Annotated in this window: 13 protein-coding genes; 12 read left to right on the top strand and 1 reads right to left on the bottom strand. The window is 73.7% G+C overall.

The features are described from left to right. The first annotated feature begins 25 nt into the window (after positions 1 to 25). Together ACIQUR_RS18230 and ACIQUR_RS18225 are read left to right on the top strand one after the other, a co-directional pair. Positions 26 to 1,138, top strand: coding sequence for an acyl-CoA dehydrogenase family protein (locus ACIQUR_RS18230; protein ID WP_403665171.1), 1,113 nt, complete (start codon positions 26 to 28; stop codon positions 1,136 to 1,138). Then, a complete protein-coding gene (locus tag ACIQUR_RS18225) occupies positions 1,135 to 1,533 on the top strand; it encodes a RidA family protein (protein WP_403665169.1) in 399 nt (132 codons plus the stop codon). The genes ACIQUR_RS18230 and ACIQUR_RS18225 overlap by 4 nt, the downstream gene beginning before the upstream one ends. Before the next feature lie 132 nt (positions 1,534 to 1,665). On the opposite strand, the gene ACIQUR_RS18220 is transcribed toward ACIQUR_RS18225, so the two are convergent. Then, positions 1,666 to 3,042: an aminopeptidase P family protein gene (locus ACIQUR_RS18220; protein WP_403665167.1), complete on the bottom strand. Its 1,377-nt coding sequence runs from the start codon at positions 3,040 to 3,042 to the stop codon at positions 1,666 to 1,668. A 194-nt stretch (positions 3,043 to 3,236) separates the two neighbouring features. Here ACIQUR_RS18220 and ACIQUR_RS18215 point away from each other — a divergent pair, with 194 nt between their 5' ends. The 10 genes from ACIQUR_RS18215 (at position 3,237) to ACIQUR_RS18170 (ending at position 15,438) form a co-directional block, all read left to right on the top strand. Beyond that, entirely contained in the window at positions 3,237 to 5,618 is a 2,382-nt protein-coding gene (locus tag ACIQUR_RS18215; RefSeq protein ID WP_403665165.1) for a collagenase, read from the top strand. Between the two features lie 103 nt (positions 5,619 to 5,721). Continuing rightward, entirely contained in the window at positions 5,722 to 6,897 is a 1,176-nt protein-coding gene (locus ACIQUR_RS18210) for an NAD(P)/FAD-dependent oxidoreductase (RefSeq protein ID WP_403665163.1), read from the top strand. Then, the gene (locus ACIQUR_RS18205) at positions 6,894 to 7,217 is read left to right on the top strand and encodes a (2Fe-2S)-binding protein (RefSeq protein WP_403665161.1); all 324 of its coding nucleotides are present in this window, start codon (positions 6,894 to 6,896) and stop codon (positions 7,215 to 7,217) included. Before ACIQUR_RS18210 ends, ACIQUR_RS18205 begins: the two co-directional genes overlap by 4 nt. Further along, positions 7,198 to 8,778: an NAD(P)/FAD-dependent oxidoreductase gene (locus ACIQUR_RS18200; RefSeq protein ID WP_403665159.1), complete on the top strand. Its 1,581-nt coding sequence runs from the start codon at positions 7,198 to 7,200 to the stop codon at positions 8,776 to 8,778. Before ACIQUR_RS18205 ends, ACIQUR_RS18200 begins: the two co-directional genes overlap by 20 nt. A 74-nt stretch (positions 8,779 to 8,852) precedes the next feature. Continuing rightward, positions 8,853 to 9,764, top strand: a complete 912-nt coding sequence (locus ACIQUR_RS18195; RefSeq protein WP_399952255.1) for a dihydrodipicolinate synthase family protein — start codon at positions 8,853 to 8,855, stop codon at positions 9,762 to 9,764. 1 nt (position 9,765) lies between these two features. Then, positions 9,766 to 10,767 carry a proline racemase family protein gene (locus ACIQUR_RS18190; protein WP_403665156.1) on the top strand — a complete coding sequence of 334 codons (1,002 nt, stop codon included), beginning with the start codon at positions 9,766 to 9,768 and terminating at the stop codon, positions 10,765 to 10,767. Further along, positions 10,755 to 11,810 (top strand): proline racemase family protein, encoded by a 1,056-nt coding sequence (locus ACIQUR_RS18185; protein WP_403665554.1) that lies wholly within the window; start codon positions 10,755 to 10,757, stop codon positions 11,808 to 11,810. The genes ACIQUR_RS18190 and ACIQUR_RS18185 overlap by 13 nt, the downstream gene beginning before the upstream one ends. Further along, on the top strand, positions 11,807 to 12,751 hold the full coding sequence (locus ACIQUR_RS18180) for an ornithine cyclodeaminase family protein (RefSeq protein ID WP_403665154.1): 945 nt from the start codon (positions 11,807 to 11,809) through the stop codon (positions 12,749 to 12,751). Before ACIQUR_RS18185 ends, ACIQUR_RS18180 begins: the two co-directional genes overlap by 4 nt. A 41-nt stretch (positions 12,752 to 12,792) precedes the next feature. Next, positions 12,793 to 13,512, top strand: coding sequence for a GntR family transcriptional regulator (locus ACIQUR_RS18175; RefSeq protein ID WP_403665152.1), 720 nt, complete (start codon positions 12,793 to 12,795; stop codon positions 13,510 to 13,512). A 180-nt stretch (positions 13,513 to 13,692) separates the two neighbouring features. Beyond that, positions 13,693 to 15,438: an ABC transporter substrate-binding protein gene (locus ACIQUR_RS18170; protein ID WP_403665150.1), complete on the top strand. Its 1,746-nt coding sequence runs from the start codon at positions 13,693 to 13,695 to the stop codon at positions 15,436 to 15,438. Positions 15,439 to 15,466 lie beyond the last annotated feature (28 nt).

The raw sequence follows: 15,466 nt of genomic DNA, 5'->3' as shown, positions 1-15,466 counted from the left end.
GGACGCGATAGAAATGAGGCGGCGCATGCCGAGTTTCACGCTCGATCCGGAACAACGAGCCTGGTGCGCACACCTGCGCGACCTCGCCGCCACCCACCTGCGCCCCCTCGCCGACAAAGGCGAACCCGGCCGCGTCAACCGCCCCCTCCTCGCCGCACTCGGCGAACACGGCCTCCTCGACCGCCTCTTCACCTCGGGCGCCCTCGACCTCTGCCTCCTCCGCGAATCCCTCGCCTACGCCTGCACCGAAGCCGAAACCGCCCTCGCACTCCAGGGCCTCGGCACCCACCCCGTCCTGACCAGTGGCACACCCGCACAGCGTGACCGCTGGCTGCCCGCCGTCCGCACCGGACGCGCCGTCGCCGCCTTCGCCCTCAGCGAGCCCGCCGCCGGCTCCGACGCCGCCGCCCTCACCCTCGACGCCACCCCCGACGGCCCCGCCCACTGGCGCCTCACCGGCACCAAGACCTGGATCTCCAACGCCCCCGAAGCCGACTTCTACACCGTCTTCGCCCGAACGGGCGAAGCCCCCGGCGCCCGCGGCGTCACCGCCTTCCTCGTCCCCGCCGACCGCCCGGGACTCACCGGCCACCCCCTCGACATGCTCTCCCCCCACCCCATCGGCACCCTCACCTTCGACGCCGTACCCGTCACCACCGACGACCTCCTCGGCACCCCCGGCCAGGGCTTCCGCGTCGCCATGGACACCCTCAACCTCTTCCGCCCCAGCGTCGGCGCCTTCGCCCTCGGCATGGCCCAGGCCGCACTCGACGCCACCCTCACCCACACCAGGCAACGCCCCGCCTTCGGCGGCGTCCTCGGCGACCTCCAGTCCGTCGCCCACCGCCTCGCCGACATGGCCACCCGCACCGAGGCCGCCCGCCTCCTCGTCTACGCCGCCGCCACCGCCCACGACACCGCCGCCCCCGACGTACGCACCCGCGCCGCCATGGCCAAACTCCTCGCCACCGAAACCGCCCAGTACGTCGTCGACCACGCCGTCCAACTCCACGGCGCCCGCGCCCTCCAGCGCGGACACCTCCTCGAACACCTCTACCGGGAGGTCCGCGCGCCCCGGGTCTACGAAGGCGCCAGCGAAGTGCAGCGGACCATCATCGCCAAGGAGCTCTACCGATGAGCCTGGAGCGCATCAACCCCGCCGAACTCTCCCCGCCCACCGGCTTCTCCCACGCCGTCGTCGCCACCGGCACCCGCCTGGTCCTCCTGGCCGGCCAGACGGCGCTCGACCAGGACGGCAAGGTGGTCGGCGACACCCTCCCGGAACAGTTCGCCACCGCCCTGGGCAACCTCCTCACCGCCCTCCGGGCAGCGGGCGGCACCCCGGCCCACCTGGCCCGCGTGACGGTGTACACCACCGACGTCGCCGCATACCGCGAACACGCCCCCGAACTGGGCCGCATCTGGCGGACCCTGGCAGGCCGCGACTACCCGGCCATGGCAGTCATCGGCGCCGTCCGCCTCTGGGACACCACGGCCCAGGTGGAACTGGACGGCCTGGCCGTCCTCGACTGACCCACGGACCGCAGGCCGCCCGACTGCCGGAGCGCGTAGCGATCTGCGGCGGCTTGTGAAGGGGCACGGACCTGGAGCCCCGGCAGGTGCCGGGCGGCCCTGCCGGGGCTTCGTGCGGTGCGTGTACGACGGCTAGCGCGTGGCGTCCAGGAGGGTGCCCATCCATTCTTCGATGCCGGAGACGGTGCGCGGGAGGGCGCCGGACATCAGGCGGGCGCCGTCCGAGGTGATGACCAGGTCGTCCTCGATGCGTACGCCGATGCCGCGCAGTTCCGCCGGGAGCGTCTCGTCGTCGGGCTGGAGGTAGAGGCCCGGCTCGACCGTGAGGACCTGGCCCTCCTCCAGGACGCCGTCGAGGTACGTGTCCGCGCGGGCCTGCGCGCAGTCGTGGACGTCCAGGCCCAGCATGTGCCCGCTGCTGCAGAGGGTGTAGCGGCGGTGCAGGTCGCCCTCCGCGTCCTTCAGCACGCCCCACTCCGCCAGGCCCTCGGCGATGACCCGCATCCCGGCGCGGTGGAAGTCGCGGAAGCTCGCGCCGGGGCGGAGCGCGGCGATGCCGGCGTCCTGGGCGGCGAGCACCAGCTCGTACACCTGGCGCTGCAGCGGGGTGAACCGGCCGGAGAGCGGGAGGGTGCGGGTGATGTCGGCCGTGTACAGGGTGTCGGTCTCCACGCCGGCGTCCAGGAGCAGGAGGTCGTCCGGGTTCAGCCGGCCGTCGTTGCGGATCCAGTGCAGGACGCAGGCGTGGGCGCCGGAGGCGGCGATGGTGTCGTAGCCGGTGCCGTTGCCCTCGGCGCGGGCGCGCAGGCCGAAGACGCCCTCGATCCAGCGTTCGCCGCGGGGGTGGGCGAGGGCCGCGGGGAGGGCGCGGACCACGTCCTCGAAGCCGGCCGCGGTGTGGTCGACGGCCAGCTGGAGCTGGGCCACCTCCCAGGCGTCCTTGACCAGGCGCAGTTCGGAGAGGACGCCGGCCAGTTCGGAGTCGGTGGCGGCGTTGCGGCCGGCGGGGGAGCCGAGGGTGTCGAGGTGGGCGCAGCGCAGGCCGGTCAGGCGCTCGGCCTCGGCGAGGTCGGGGCGGCGGCCCACCCAGAACTCGCCGTAGCGGCGGTCGCGGAAGAACTCCTCGTTGCCGCCGGCCCGGGGTGAGCGGGGGCGCAGGTAGAGGACGGCCTCGTGGCCGTGCGGGCCCGAGGGCTCCAGCACCAGGACGTGGCCGACCTGGTCCTCGCCGGTGAGGCCGGTCAGCCAGGCGTACGCGCTGTGCGGGCGGAAGCGGTGGTCGCAGTCGTTGGAGCGGACCTTCAGCTCGCCGGCCGGGACGATCAGGCGCTCGCCGGGGAAGCGGGCCGAAAGCCGGGCGCGGCGGGCCGGAGTGACGGCGTGTGCGGGGACGCGGGCGTCGGCGGGCAGGGGAGAGGCGGCCCAGCCGCCGGCCATGAAACGGCTCAACTCGGGTGAAACCGGCAGGTCGTGGCTGCCGGTGTTCAGGCGGGAGGGGCGATCGGTCACGGGGGCTCCCAGGGGTGACGGCGGTCGGAATGTGTAGTTCCGGAAAACGGAAGGTGCACACCTCTTGTCAGTGCAATTTCACATTACTATGTTACAGCTCACATGGCACTGGCCCGACGGCCTCTCAACTGCCGTGCATTTCAAGGCATTTCACGCACACCCCCCACCTTTTCCTCCCCACCCAGGAGTCCTTGGTGTCCAAGCTGAGCACCGTGCGCAAGCCGTTCCTCGCCGCAGCCATCGCGGCCACCCTGCTCGCCTCCGCCGGGCAGGCCGTGGTCCAGGCCGCCGAGACCGCCCCGGCGAACGCCGCCCCCGCCGCCCCCGCGGCCTTCACCGGCGCCCGCCCCGGCCCGGCCGCGGAGACGCGCAACCCCTTCGACGAGGTCCAGCACCTCGCCAAGGCCCCCGCGCTCACCCGGTCCGCCGCCCCCGCGCCCGGCGGCCTCGCCAAGGGCCGCGTCGCCGGCCCGGTCAAGGCCCCCGCCAAGAAGCAGCAGGCCGCGGCCGCCGCCCGTACCGCCCAGGGTGCCGCCGCCACCACGGCCGCCGGCGTCCCCTGCACCCTCGACGGCATCACCGGCCTCTCGCCGGAACGTTTCGCCGACTTCCTGGCCGACCCCGCCGTCACCATGGACTGCGTCAACAGCCTGTTCTGGACCTGGGACGCCCGGCTGACCCCCGTCATGTCCGACGCCCACGTCCAGGCCGTCTCCCGCCGCATATCCACCCTCGCCGCCGCCCACGACGGCAGGAACGGCAGCAACCTGGAGCAGCAGTTCACCTACCTCCACGCCGTCGCCTACCAGGACTACGGCCGCCCCGAGATCGACGTCACCGACGCCCCCACCGTCGACGCCATGCGCCGCGCGATAGCCGACTTCGGCAACGCCGCCCGCACCTTCGACGTCACGAAGTCCAACGCCAACACCCTCCGCGAGGCCCTCTACGCCGGCAGCGCCCCCGGCCTGCGCCACCACCAGCTCGGCCTCATCAAGAAGGTCCTGGCCACCATGGACCCCGCCCACCCGGCCACCCACCTGGACCCCGCCTGGGCCGGCGCCGCCCTCGCCGCGCTCTCCGTGAACTACCTCGGCGTCTACCCGGGCAACCAGGACGCCGCCTTCCACGCCGCGGCCGCCGCCGACCCCGCCTACCGCGCCCTCTTCAAGGCCTTCGCCGGCTACTCCCACCTCAAGGGCACCGGCAACTCCTGGGTCGCCCGCGACGCCATCGGCGAGTTCGGCCGCTTCGGCCAGATCGACGCCCTCAAGGACTCCGTCGTCGCCGACCTCGGCCAGGTCCTCACCACCGCCAAGGCCACCTTCGGCGCCGGCAGCGAGCAGTGGGCCAAGGCCGTCTCCTGGCTCAACTTCTACAACGCCTGCAAGCCGTACGGCGTGTGCAAGGAGGACATCGAGGCCCAGCTCTTCCCGAACACCTACACCTACGACAACGGCGCCATCAAGGTCCGCACCGGCCTCGACCGCGCCACCGTCGACCAGCTCTACTACGCCAGCAAGCGCGTCAAGGCCCAGTTCCACCGCGTCATCGGCACCGACCAGCCCCTGGCCGGCGACCCCAACGCCACCCTCAACATCGTCCTGTACGCCTCACGCGCCGACTACGTGAACTACCACCCCATCCTCACCGGCATGGGCACCGAGAACGGCGGCATCTACATCGAGCGCGGCGCCACCTTCTACACCTACCAGCGCCGCGTCCCCCAGGACTCCACCCTCACCCTCGAAGAGCTCTTCCGCCACGAGTACGTCCACTACCTCAACGGCCGGTTCGCCGTCCCCGGCTTCTTCGGCGAGGGCGACTGGTACCAGGGCGACCGCACCACCGCCATGGACGAGGGCACCGCCGAGTTCTTCGACGGCGCCACCCGCGACGACGGCATCGCCGTCCGCAAGTCCCTGGTCCGCTCGATCATCAACGACACCGCCGGCGGCGGCCCCCGCATGACCGTCGAGCAGCTCCTCAACGCCACCTACGAGGGCGACGGCTTCCGCTTCTACAGCTACGCCGGCACCTTCTTCGAGTTCCTCTGGACCGAGCGGCCCGCCCTGCTCCAGGAGATGTACCGCCACCTGCGCGCCAACGACCCGGCGGCCTTCGACGCCTGGCGCAACCGCCTCGGCGGCGACAGCTACCTCCAGCGCGACTACAACCGCTTCCTGGACGCCCAGATCGCCAAGGTCGACCAGCTGTTCGTCCCCAACACCACCTACACCCCCAACGAGCAGCTGCGCGACGCCTCCCTCGCGGCCGTCCGCTCCGCCTTCGCCACCGCCACCTACAACAACCCCGACTGCGTCGAGAACGGCGACCCCGGCAAGCGGCGCTTCGTCTGTACCGGCCGCATCACGGCCAACCTCAAGAACTTCCGCAACCCCGACCAGGTCTTCAAGGACATGTCCGAGACCGTCGACTACTTCATCCTCGACCGCGCCGGCGCCGCCTCCAACAACCTCGCCGACATGAACTGCCACTTCGGCCCCGTGGAGATCTGGTCCAACAACGTGGCCGGCACCTCCAGCTACTCCTGCGACGGCCCGCTGCGCAGCTGACGCCCCCGGCGCGGTCCGGCCCCGTTCCACGGGGGGCGGGGCCGGACCGCGCCGGACCCCGCAGACCCTTGGCCCCTACTGAGTTATGTGACATATTACTGCCGTGCCCAACAGACACCCCCTGGACGCCGTCGTCATCGGTGCCGGCGTCGTCGGAGCGGCCTGCGCGTACTACGCCGCCCGCTCCGGCCTCTCCGTCGCCGTGGTCGACCGCGGCCCCGTCGCGGGAGGCACCACCGGCGCCGGGGAAGGAAACCTCCTCGTCTCCGACAAAGAGGCGGGACCCGAGCTCGACCTCGCGCTGCTGTCCACCCGGCTCTGGCGCGAACTCACCGACGTCCTCCCACCGGAGACCGAGTACGAGCCCAAGGGCGGCCTCGTCGTCGCGCCCGACGAGGCCACCCTCAAGGCCCTCCGGATCTTCGCCGAAGGCCAGCGCGCCGCCGGCGTCGAAGCACAGGAGATCGGCCCGGACCACCTCCCCGACCTGGAACCCCACCTCGCCCCCGGCCTCGCCGGCGGCCTCCACTACCCCCAGGACGCCCAGGTCCAGCCCGCCCAGGCCGCCGCCCAGTTCCTGCGCGCAGCCCGCCGCCACGGCGCCCGCACCCACCTCGGCACCGAGGTCACCGCACTCCTCACCGGCCCCGACGGCACCGTACGCGGCGTCCGCACCCCCGCCGGCGACCTCACCGCCGCCCACGTCGTGAACGCCGCCGGCACCTGGGGCGGCCGCATCGCCTCCCTCGCCGGCGTCCACCTGCCCGTCCTGCCCCGCCGCGGCTTCGTCCTCGTCACCGAACCCCTGCCCCGCGTCGTCCGCCACAAGGTCTACGCCGCCGACTACATCGCCGACGTCGCCAGCGGCTCCGCCGCACTCCAGTCCTCCGCGGTCGTCGAGGGCACCCCCGCGGGCCCCGTCCTCATCGGCGCCACCCGCGAACGCGTCGGCTTCGACCGCAGCCTCTCCACCGAAGCCCTCCGCCGCCTCGCCTCCCAGGCCGCCGCCCTCTTCCCCGTCCTCGCCGACGTCCACGTCATGCGCACCTACCACGGCTTCCGCCCCTACCTCCCCGACCACCTCCCGGCCATCGGCCCCGACCCCCGCGCCCCCGGCCTCCTCCACGCCTGCGGCCACGAAGGCGCCGGCATCGGACTCGCCCCCGCCACCGGCCTCCTCATCGCCGAGGCACTCACCGGCACGGCACCCACGCTCGACCCCGCCCCGTTCCGCCCCGAACGCTTCGGCGACACCCCCGGAAACGGAGCCGGCCGATGACCCCCCGCCCCCGCACCCCCCGCGGCCTCGTCGGCGGCACCCCCCGCTCCACCCACACGGTCGACTTCGACGGCCGCCCCCTGCCCGCCGAGGAAGGCCAGACCATCGCCGCCGTCCTCTGGGCGGCCGGCATCCTCGCCTGGCGCACCACCCGCGACGGCGCGGCCCCCCGCGGCGCCTTCTGCGGCATCGGGGCCTGCCACGACTGCCTCGTCACCGTCAACGGCCGCCCCAACCAGCGCGCCTGCCTCGTCCCGGCCCGCCCCGGCGACACCATCACCACCCAGGAAGGGACCGGCCATGCCGACCTCGGCGTCTGACCCCGACCCCGCCGTCGACACCCGGCCGGCCGACCCCGCCGCCGGCACCCGGCCCGCCGACCTCGCCGTCGTCGGCGCCGGCCCCGCCGGACTCGCCGCCGCCGTCACCGCCGCCGGCCTCGGCCTCCGCGTCACCCTCCTCGACGCCGCCGCCCGCCCCGGCGGCCAGTTCTACCGCCACCCCGCACCCGGCCTCGGCGCCGCCCGCCCCGAGGCCCTGCACCACGGCTGGCCCGCCTTCGCCGCCCGCGAGACCGCCCTGCGCGCCCACCAGACCGCCGGCCGCATCACGTACCTGCCCGGCCACCACGTGTGGAGCGTCACCGGAGCCGCACCGCACTGGACCCTGCACGCCGTCGCCACCCCGTACGACACCACCCCGGCCGACGCCGGGGGAGCGGACGGCACCGAGCGCCCCGCCACCGTCCACGCCCGCGCCGTGCTGCTCGCCACCGGCGCCTACGAACGCCAACTCCCCTTCCCCGGCTGGACCCTGCCCGGCGTCGTCGGCGCCGGCGGCGCCCAGGCCATGCTCAAGGCCGGCCTCGTCCTGCCCGGCCGCCGCGTCGTCGTCGCCGGCAGCGGCCCCCTCCTCCTCGCCGTCGCCGGCTCCCTCGCCGCGGCCGGCGCCCGGGTGCCCGCCGTCGTCGAAGCCGCCGCCTACACCGGATACGCCGGCCGACTCCCCGCCCTGCTGCGCAACCCCGCCAAACTCGCCGAAGGCGCCCAGTACGGCAGCGCCCTGCTGCGCCACCACGTCCGGCTGCTCACCCGGCACGCCGTCACCGAGGCCCACGGCACCGACCGCGTCGAAGCCGTCACCGTCACCCGCCTGGACCGCGACTGGCGCCCCGTACCCGGCACCGGACGCCGCATCCCCTGCGACGCTCTCGCCGTCGGCCACGGCCTGGTCCCGCAGCTCGAACTCGCCACCGCCCTCGGCTGCGCCACCCACCACACCGCCGACGGCACCCCCGCCCTCACCCTCGACGACCGGCAGCGCACCTCCGTGCCCGGCCTCTGGTCCGCGGGCGAGACCGGCGGCATCGGCGGCGCCGAACTCGCCCTCACCGAAGGCGAACTGGCCGCCCACGCCATCGCCCGCGAACTCCTCGGCCCCGGCACCACGGCCACCGGCAGCGCCCCCGGCGCCCGCCCCGCCCCCGCCCCCGCGGCCCTGGTCCGCCGCCGCGCCCGGCTGCGCGCCTTCGCCGGCGCGATGGCCGCCGCCCACCGGCCCGGCACCGGCTGGACCGGCTGGCTCGGCGATGACACCCACGTCTGCCGCTGCGAGGAGGTGCCGGCCGGCCGGATCCGCGAGGCCGTCGGCGAACTCGGCGCCCGGGACGCCCGCACCGTCAAACTCCTCACCCGCGCCGGCATGGGCTGGTGCCAGGGCCGCATGTGCGGCCCGGCCGTCGCCGCCCTGGCCGGCGAGGACCAGGCCCCCGACCGGCGGCCGCTGTCCTGCCCGGTCCCGCTGCGCCACCTCGCGGCCCTCCCGGCGGACGACGCCGCGGAGGCCGGAACCGCCCCCGGCGCGCCCCACGGATCCCACTGACCCACACCCCGGGGCCCTTGTGGCCCCTCACACCCCACAGTAAAATGTCACACATCACACTAGGGAGTCCTGCCATGACCCACGCGTCCACCACCCCCCGCACCCGCCCCTGGCACGGAATCATGGTCGCCACCACCCTGCCCCTGCGCGACGACCTCTCCGTCGACTACGACGCCTACGCCGAACACGTCGCCTGGCTCATCGCCAACGGCTGCGACGGCGTCGTCCCCAACGGCTCGCTCGGCGAGTACCAGACCCTCACCGACGACGAGCGCGCCCGCGTCGTCCGCACCGCCGTCGAAGCCGCCGGAGACGGCGACCGCGTCATGCCCGGCGTCGCCGCCTACGGCAGCGCCGAAGCCCGCCGCTGGACCGACCAGGCCGCCGAAGCCGGCGCCGGCTCCGTCCTGCTCCTCCCGCCCAACGCCTTCCGCGCCGACGAGCAGACCGTACGCGCCCACTACGCCGAAGTCGCCAAGGCCGGCCTCCCCGTCGTCGCCTACAACAACCCCTACGACACCAAGGTCGACCTCACCCCCCAGCTCCTCGCCCGCCTCCACACCGACGGCAGCATCGTCGCCGTCAAGGAGTTCAGCGGCGACGTCCGCCGCGCCTACGAGATCGCCGAACTCGCCCCCGGCCTCGACCTCCTCATCGGCGCCGACGACGTCCTCCTCGAACTCGCCCTCGCCGGCGCCGTCGGCTGGATCGCCGGCTACCCCAACGCCCTCCCGCGCACCAGCGCCGACCTTTACCACGCCGCCGTCGCCGGCGACCTCGACACCGCCCTCCCCCTCTACAAGTCCCTCCACCCGCTGCTGCGCTGGGACTCCAAGACCGAGTTCGTCCAGGCCATCAAGCTGTCCATGGACATCGCCGGCCGGCCCGGCGGCCCCACCCGCCCGCCGCGCTTCCCGCTCACCGGCGACACCGAGGCCGCCGTCCGCGCCGCCACCGAGAAGGCCATCGCGGAGGGCCACCACTGACATGCGGACCACACACGTCTACCACGCGGTCGACAGCCACACCGAGGGCATGCCCACCCGCGTCATCACCGGCGGATTCGGCATCATCCCCGGCACCACCATGGCCGAACGCCGCCTCCACTTCATCGAACACCTCGACCACGTGCGCACGCTCCTCATGTACGAGCCCCGCGGCCACGCGGCCATGAGCGGCGCCATCCTCCAGCCGCCCACCCGCCCCGACGCCGACTACGGCGTCCTCTACATCGAGGTCTCCGGCCTCCTCCCGATGTGCGGCCACGGCACCATCGGCGTCGCCACCGTCCTCGTCGAGACCGGCATGGTGCCCGTCACCGAACCCGTCACCACCGTCCGCCTCGACACCCCCGCCGGCCTCGTCTCCGTCGACGTCCAGGTCGAGGACGGCCGCGCCAAGGCCGTCACCCTCACCAACGTCGCCGCCTTCAGCGTCGGCCTCGACCGCAAGGTCGACGTCCCCGGCCACGGCACCGTCACCTACGACCTCGCCTACGGCGGCAACTTCTACGCCTTCGTCGAACTCGACAGCCTCGGCCTCCCCTTCGACCGGGCCCGCAAGGACGACCTGATCGCCGCCGGACTCGCCATCATGGACGCGATCAACGCCACCGACCGGCCCGTCCACCCCGAGAACCCCGAGATCAACGGCGTCAAGCACGTCTACCTCGCCGCCCCCGGCTCCGACGCCACCCGCTCCCGCCACGCCATGGCCATCCACCCCGGCTGGTTCGACCGCTCACCCTGCGGCACCGGCACCTCCGCCCGCATGGCCCAACTGCACGCCCGCGGACAGCTGCCCCTCGGCCAGGACTTCGTCAACGAGTCCTTCATCGGCACCGAGTTCACCGGCCGGCTCGTCGAGGAGACCACCGTCGGCGGCCTGCCCGCCGTGATCCCCACCGTCACCGGACGCGCCTGGATCACCGGCACCGCCCAGTACTTCCTCGACCCCACCGACCCCTTCCCCGCCGGATTCCTCCTGTGACCCGCCTCCACACCGTGCGCACCACGGACTACCACACCGCCGGCGAACCCTTCCGCATCGTCACCGACGGCCTCCCCCCGGTCCCCGGCGACACCGTCGCCGAGCGCTGCGCCACCGCCGTCGGCCCCGGCGGCTCCGGCACCGCACCCCGCCCCGGCCCCCTGGACGACGTACGCCGCCTCCTGGTCCAGGAACCCCGCGGCCACGCCGGCATGTACGGCGGCTTCCTCGTCCCGCCCGACGACGACGGCGCCCACCTCGGCGTCCTGTTCTGGCACAAGGACGGCTTCTCCACCGCCTGCGGCCACGGCACCATCGCCCTCGGCGCCTGGGCCGTCGACAGCGGCCGCGTCCCCGCCCCCGACGACGGCGCCGCCCAGGTCCGCATCGACGTCCCCTCCGGCCGCGTCACCGCCACCGTGCACCGCACCGGCGGCCGCACCACCGGCGTCACCTTCCGCAACGTGCCCGCCCGGGTCGCCGCCCGCAAGGTCCCCGTCGTCACCGCCCGCGGCCCCGTCGAGGTCGACATCGCCCACGCCGGCGCCTGCTACGCCGCCCTGCCCGCCCGGCGCCTCGGACTCGACGTCACCCCCGCCCGCCTCCCCGAACTCGTCGCCGCCGGACGCGAGATCCGCGCCGCCCTCGCCACCCACCCCGCCACCTGGCACCCGGACAGCCCCCTGCTCTCCGGCGTCTACGGCGTGATCCTCTACGAGGAACTGCCCGACACCCCCTTCGGCCCGCACCAGCGCAACGTCACCGTCTTCGCCGACGGCCAGATCGACCGCTCGCCCTGCGGCTCCGGCACCAGCGCCCGGCTGGCCCTCCTCGCCGACGACGGCACCCTCGCCCCCGGCGAGGACCTCCTGCACGAATCCGTCGCCGGCACCGTCTTCACCGCCCGGACCGTCGCCCCGGCCCCGGGCGCGGCCCCGGACGCCGGCACCGTCACCGAGGTCACCGGCACCGCCTACCGCACCGGCGAGCACACCTTCGTCCTCGACCCGTACGACGGCCTCGACACCGGATTCCTGCTGTGACCGCACCCACGCTGATCACCGCCGCCGACACGGCCCGGCTGCTCGGCCCCGCCGGGGCGGCCGACGCCCTGGCGGGGGCGCTCCGCGACGGACTCGACCCCGAGACGGCGCCGCACCGCACCGCCCTCGCCGTCCCCGGCGGCGAACTGCTCCTCATGCCCGCCGCCACCCGCTCCTGGGCCGGAGTGAAGATCGCCGGGGTGGCGCCCGGCAACGCCGCCCGGGGCCTGCCCCGCATCACCGGCAGCTACCTCCTGCTCGACGGCGTCACCCTCACCCCCGTCGCCCTGCTCGACGGGGCCGCGCTCACCGCGCTGCGCACCCCCGCCGTGTCCGCCCTCGCGGTCGGCCGGCTGGCCCCGCCCGGACCGCTCCGGGCGGTGTTCTTCGGCACCGGCCCCCAGGCGTACGGGCACCTCGACGCGGTGCTCGCCGTCCGCCCCCTCTCCGCCCTGACGGTGGTGGGGCGCCGGCCGGAAGCGGCGGAGCAACTGGCCGCGTACGCAAGGAAACAGGGCGTCCCGGACGCGCGGACCGGGGAGCCGGGCGCGGTGGCCGGGGCGGACCTGGTGGTCTGCTGCACCACGGCCCGGGAGCCGCTCTTCGACGGCCGACTGGCCCGGCCCGGCGCCACGGTCGTGGCGGTCGGCTCCCACGAGCCGGACGCCCGGGAACTGGACACCGGGCTGGTCGCCCGGTCCGCCGTGTACGTCGAGGCCCGGTCGGCCGCCCTGCGCGAGGCCGGGGACCTGCTGGTGCCGCTCGCCGAGGGCGCGATCGGCCCCGACCACGTCGCCGGCACCCTTGCGGACCTGGTCAGCGGGGAGGCGGGCCGGCAGGAGGGTTGTCCACAGGTCTTCAAGAGTGTCGGCATGGCCTGGGAAGATCTCGCCGTGGCGGTGGCCTTGTACCTCGCCACCAGGGCGAACAGCGAAACGTGACATTGTACGCTGTTCCTCTGCGAATTCTCGGAGGAAAAGCGATGGGTGACCTGAAGCAGACCAGTCTCATCACAGCCCAGGAGAGGCTCCGCGACCAGGTCGCCCACGCCCTTCGTGCCGCCCTGATAGCGGGTGAACTCCGCCCCGGCCAGGTCTACTCGGCCCCCGGCCTGGCCGCGGAGTACGGGGTCTCGGCCACCCCGGTGCGCGAGGCGATGCTCGACCTGGCGCGCGAGGGCCTGGTGGAGCCCGTGCGCAACAAGGGCTTCCGGATCACCGAGGTCAGCGAGCGCGACCTCGACCAGTACACCGAACTCCGCGCCATGATCGAGGTGCCCACCATCGGCCGGGTCACCCAGATCGCGTCCAAGGAGGCCCTGGAGGCCCTGCGCCCGGTGGCCGAGGAGATCGTCACCAGCGCGCGGAACCACGACCTCATCGGCTACCTGGAGGCGGACCGCCGCTTCCACCTCGGCCTGCTCGCCCTCGCGGGCAACGAGCGCCTGGTGGAGACCGTGGGCGACCTGCGCAAGCGCTCGCGCCTGTACGGGCTGACCGGCCTGGACGAGGCCGGGCTGCTGGTGGCGTCCGCCGAGGAGCACCACGAGCTGCTCGACCTGATGCTGGCCGGGGACGCGCCGGCGGCGGAGGAGTGCATGCGCCGCCACCTGGGCCACGTCCGCTCGCTGTGGGCGCAGGGCCGGGACGAGCCGGTGGAACCGCGCACCAAGCGCAAGCTCGGCGGCAGCCGCACCGCGTAACCGCCGCACCCGCAGCACGCCACAGGGGCCCCGACCGCGCAGGTCGGGGCCCCGCGTGCGTGGAGCGGCCGGGGATTTGGACACGGCTGGATAACGGCGGTGCACACCCCTTGTCAGTGCAATTTCACATTACTATGTTACCGGTCACACCTTACAGCGCGGCCCTTCTCTGGAGTGACCATGACCAAGCGCACCCAACTCGCCCTCGCCACCGCCCTGGTGGCCGCACTCGCACTCGGCGCCTCGGGCTGCTCCGACACCAAGAAGGGCCAGGCCGGCAAGGGCGGCGCGAGCAACCCCGCCGCCGCCAACGACGGCAAGATCCTCGGCGGCACCCCGGTCAAGGGCGGCACCCTGACGATCCTGTCCAACCAGGACTTCTCCCACCTGGACCCGGCCCGCAACTGGGTGATGCCGGCCATGGACTTCGGCACCCGCCTGCTCTACCGCACCCTCGTCACCTTCAAGTCCGAGCCCGGCAAGGCCGGCAGCGAGCTCGTCCCCGACCTCGCCACCGACCTCGGCAAGCCCTCCAACGGCGGCCGCACCTGGACCTTCACCCTCAAGGACGGCCTCAAGTACGAGGACGGCACCCCCATCAAGGCCCAGGACATCAAGTACAACGTCGAGCGGTCCTTCTCCCCGGACCTCACCGGCGGCCCCGACTACGCCGCCCGCTACCTCGCCGGCACCAAGGGCTACACCGGCCCCCTCCAGGGCAAGCACCTCGACTCGGTGAAGACCCCCGACGACAAGACCATCGTCTTCGAACTCAACCGCCCCGTCGCCGAGTTCTCCGCCACCGCCACCCTGCCCACCTTCGCCCCGGTCCCGCAGGCCCAGGAGAAGGGCACCCAGTACGACTCCCGCCCCTTCTCCTCCGGCCCGTACAAGATCGAGAGCTACGACCGCGACAAGAAGCTCGTCCTCGTCCGCAACGAGCACTGGGACGCCGCGACCGACACCGTCCGCAAGGCCTACCCGGACAAGTTCGTCGTCGTCATGGGCCTCAAGGGCGGCCAGATCGACGACCGCATCATCGCCTCCGCCGGCGCCGACGCCTCCGCCGTCTCCTACTCCAACATGCGCCCCGAGAGCGCCCCCAAGGTCCTCCCCAAGCCCGAGGTGAAGGCCCGCCTGCTCGCCGAGTCCCAGGGCTGTACGACCATGCTCCAGCTCAACACCTCGCGCGCCCCCTTCGACGACGTCAAGGTCCGCCAGGCCTTCCAGTACGCCGTCGACAAGGAGTCGATGGTCACCGCGGGCGGCGGCCCCGCCTTCAACGAGATCGCCACCGCCTACCTGCCCTCCTCCCTCACCGGCGGCGCCCAGGCCGACACCCTCAAGATCGCCCCCGCCGGCGACCCGGCCAAGGCCAAGGAACTCCTCAAGGCCGCCGGCAAGGAGAAGCTCAAGGTCTCCCTCGCCGTCTCCACCGGCGACAAGACCCGCGCCGAGGCCCTCCAGCAGGGCCTGTCCCGCGCCGGCATCGAGGTGGTCATCGACACCGTCGACCCGGGCGCCTTCTACGACGTCATCGGCGACACCACCACCGCCCCGGACATGACCCTCGCCGGCTGGTGCCCCGACTACCCCTCCGGCTCCACCTTCCTGCCCTTCGTCTTCGACGGCCGCACCATCAAGGTCAAGGGCAACAGCGGCAACTACGCGCAGTTCAAGGACGACGCGACCATCAAGCGCATCGACGAGATCAGCGCCTACGACGACGCCCAGCGCGCCCGCCAGGGCTGGATCGACCTCGACGCCGAGATCATGCAGAAGGCCCCGGCCGTCCCCGTCGTCCTGGAGCGCAAGCCCCTGCTGATCGGCACCAACATCGCCGGCGCCTTCGGCCACCCCGTCTGGAGCGGCGCCATCGACTACGCCACCATCGGCCTCAAGGACCCCGCCAAGGGCCAGGGCTGAGCACCCGCACCCGCGAGACACCCGTCGC

This window comes from Streptomyces sp. NPDC101132, from assembly GCF_044759225.1.
Lineage (GTDB): Bacteria > Actinomycetota > Actinomycetes > Streptomycetales > Streptomycetaceae > Streptomyces.
Note: the sequence above shows the minus strand (reverse complement) of the source record. Positions and strands in the feature narration are given on the sequence as shown.

What these genes read in the sequence shown, in the direction of transcription:
- ACIQUR_RS18170 (WP_403665150.1), top strand. Translation starts at nt 13,693, where the DNA reads ATGACCAAGCGCACCCAACTCGCCCTCGCCACCGCCCTGGTGGCCGCA.
- ACIQUR_RS18195 (WP_399952255.1), top strand. Translation starts at nt 8,853, where the DNA reads ATGACCCACGCGTCCACCACCCCCCGCACCCGCCCCTGGCACGGAATC.
- ACIQUR_RS18200 (WP_403665159.1), top strand. Translation starts at nt 7,198, where the DNA reads ATGCCGACCTCGGCGTCTGACCCCGACCCCGCCGTCGACACCCGGCCG.
- ACIQUR_RS18225 (WP_403665169.1), top strand. Translation starts at nt 1,135, where the DNA reads ATGAGCCTGGAGCGCATCAACCCCGCCGAACTCTCCCCGCCCACCGGC.
- ACIQUR_RS18230 (WP_403665171.1), top strand. Translation starts at nt 26, where the DNA reads ATGCCGAGTTTCACGCTCGATCCGGAACAACGAGCCTGGTGCGCACAC.
- ACIQUR_RS18175 (WP_403665152.1), top strand. Translation starts at nt 12,793, where the DNA reads ATGGGTGACCTGAAGCAGACCAGTCTCATCACAGCCCAGGAGAGGCTC.
- ACIQUR_RS18205 (WP_403665161.1), top strand. Translation starts at nt 6,894, where the DNA reads ATGACCCCCCGCCCCCGCACCCCCCGCGGCCTCGTCGGCGGCACCCCC.
- ACIQUR_RS18190 (WP_403665156.1), top strand. Translation starts at nt 9,766, where the DNA reads ATGCGGACCACACACGTCTACCACGCGGTCGACAGCCACACCGAGGGC.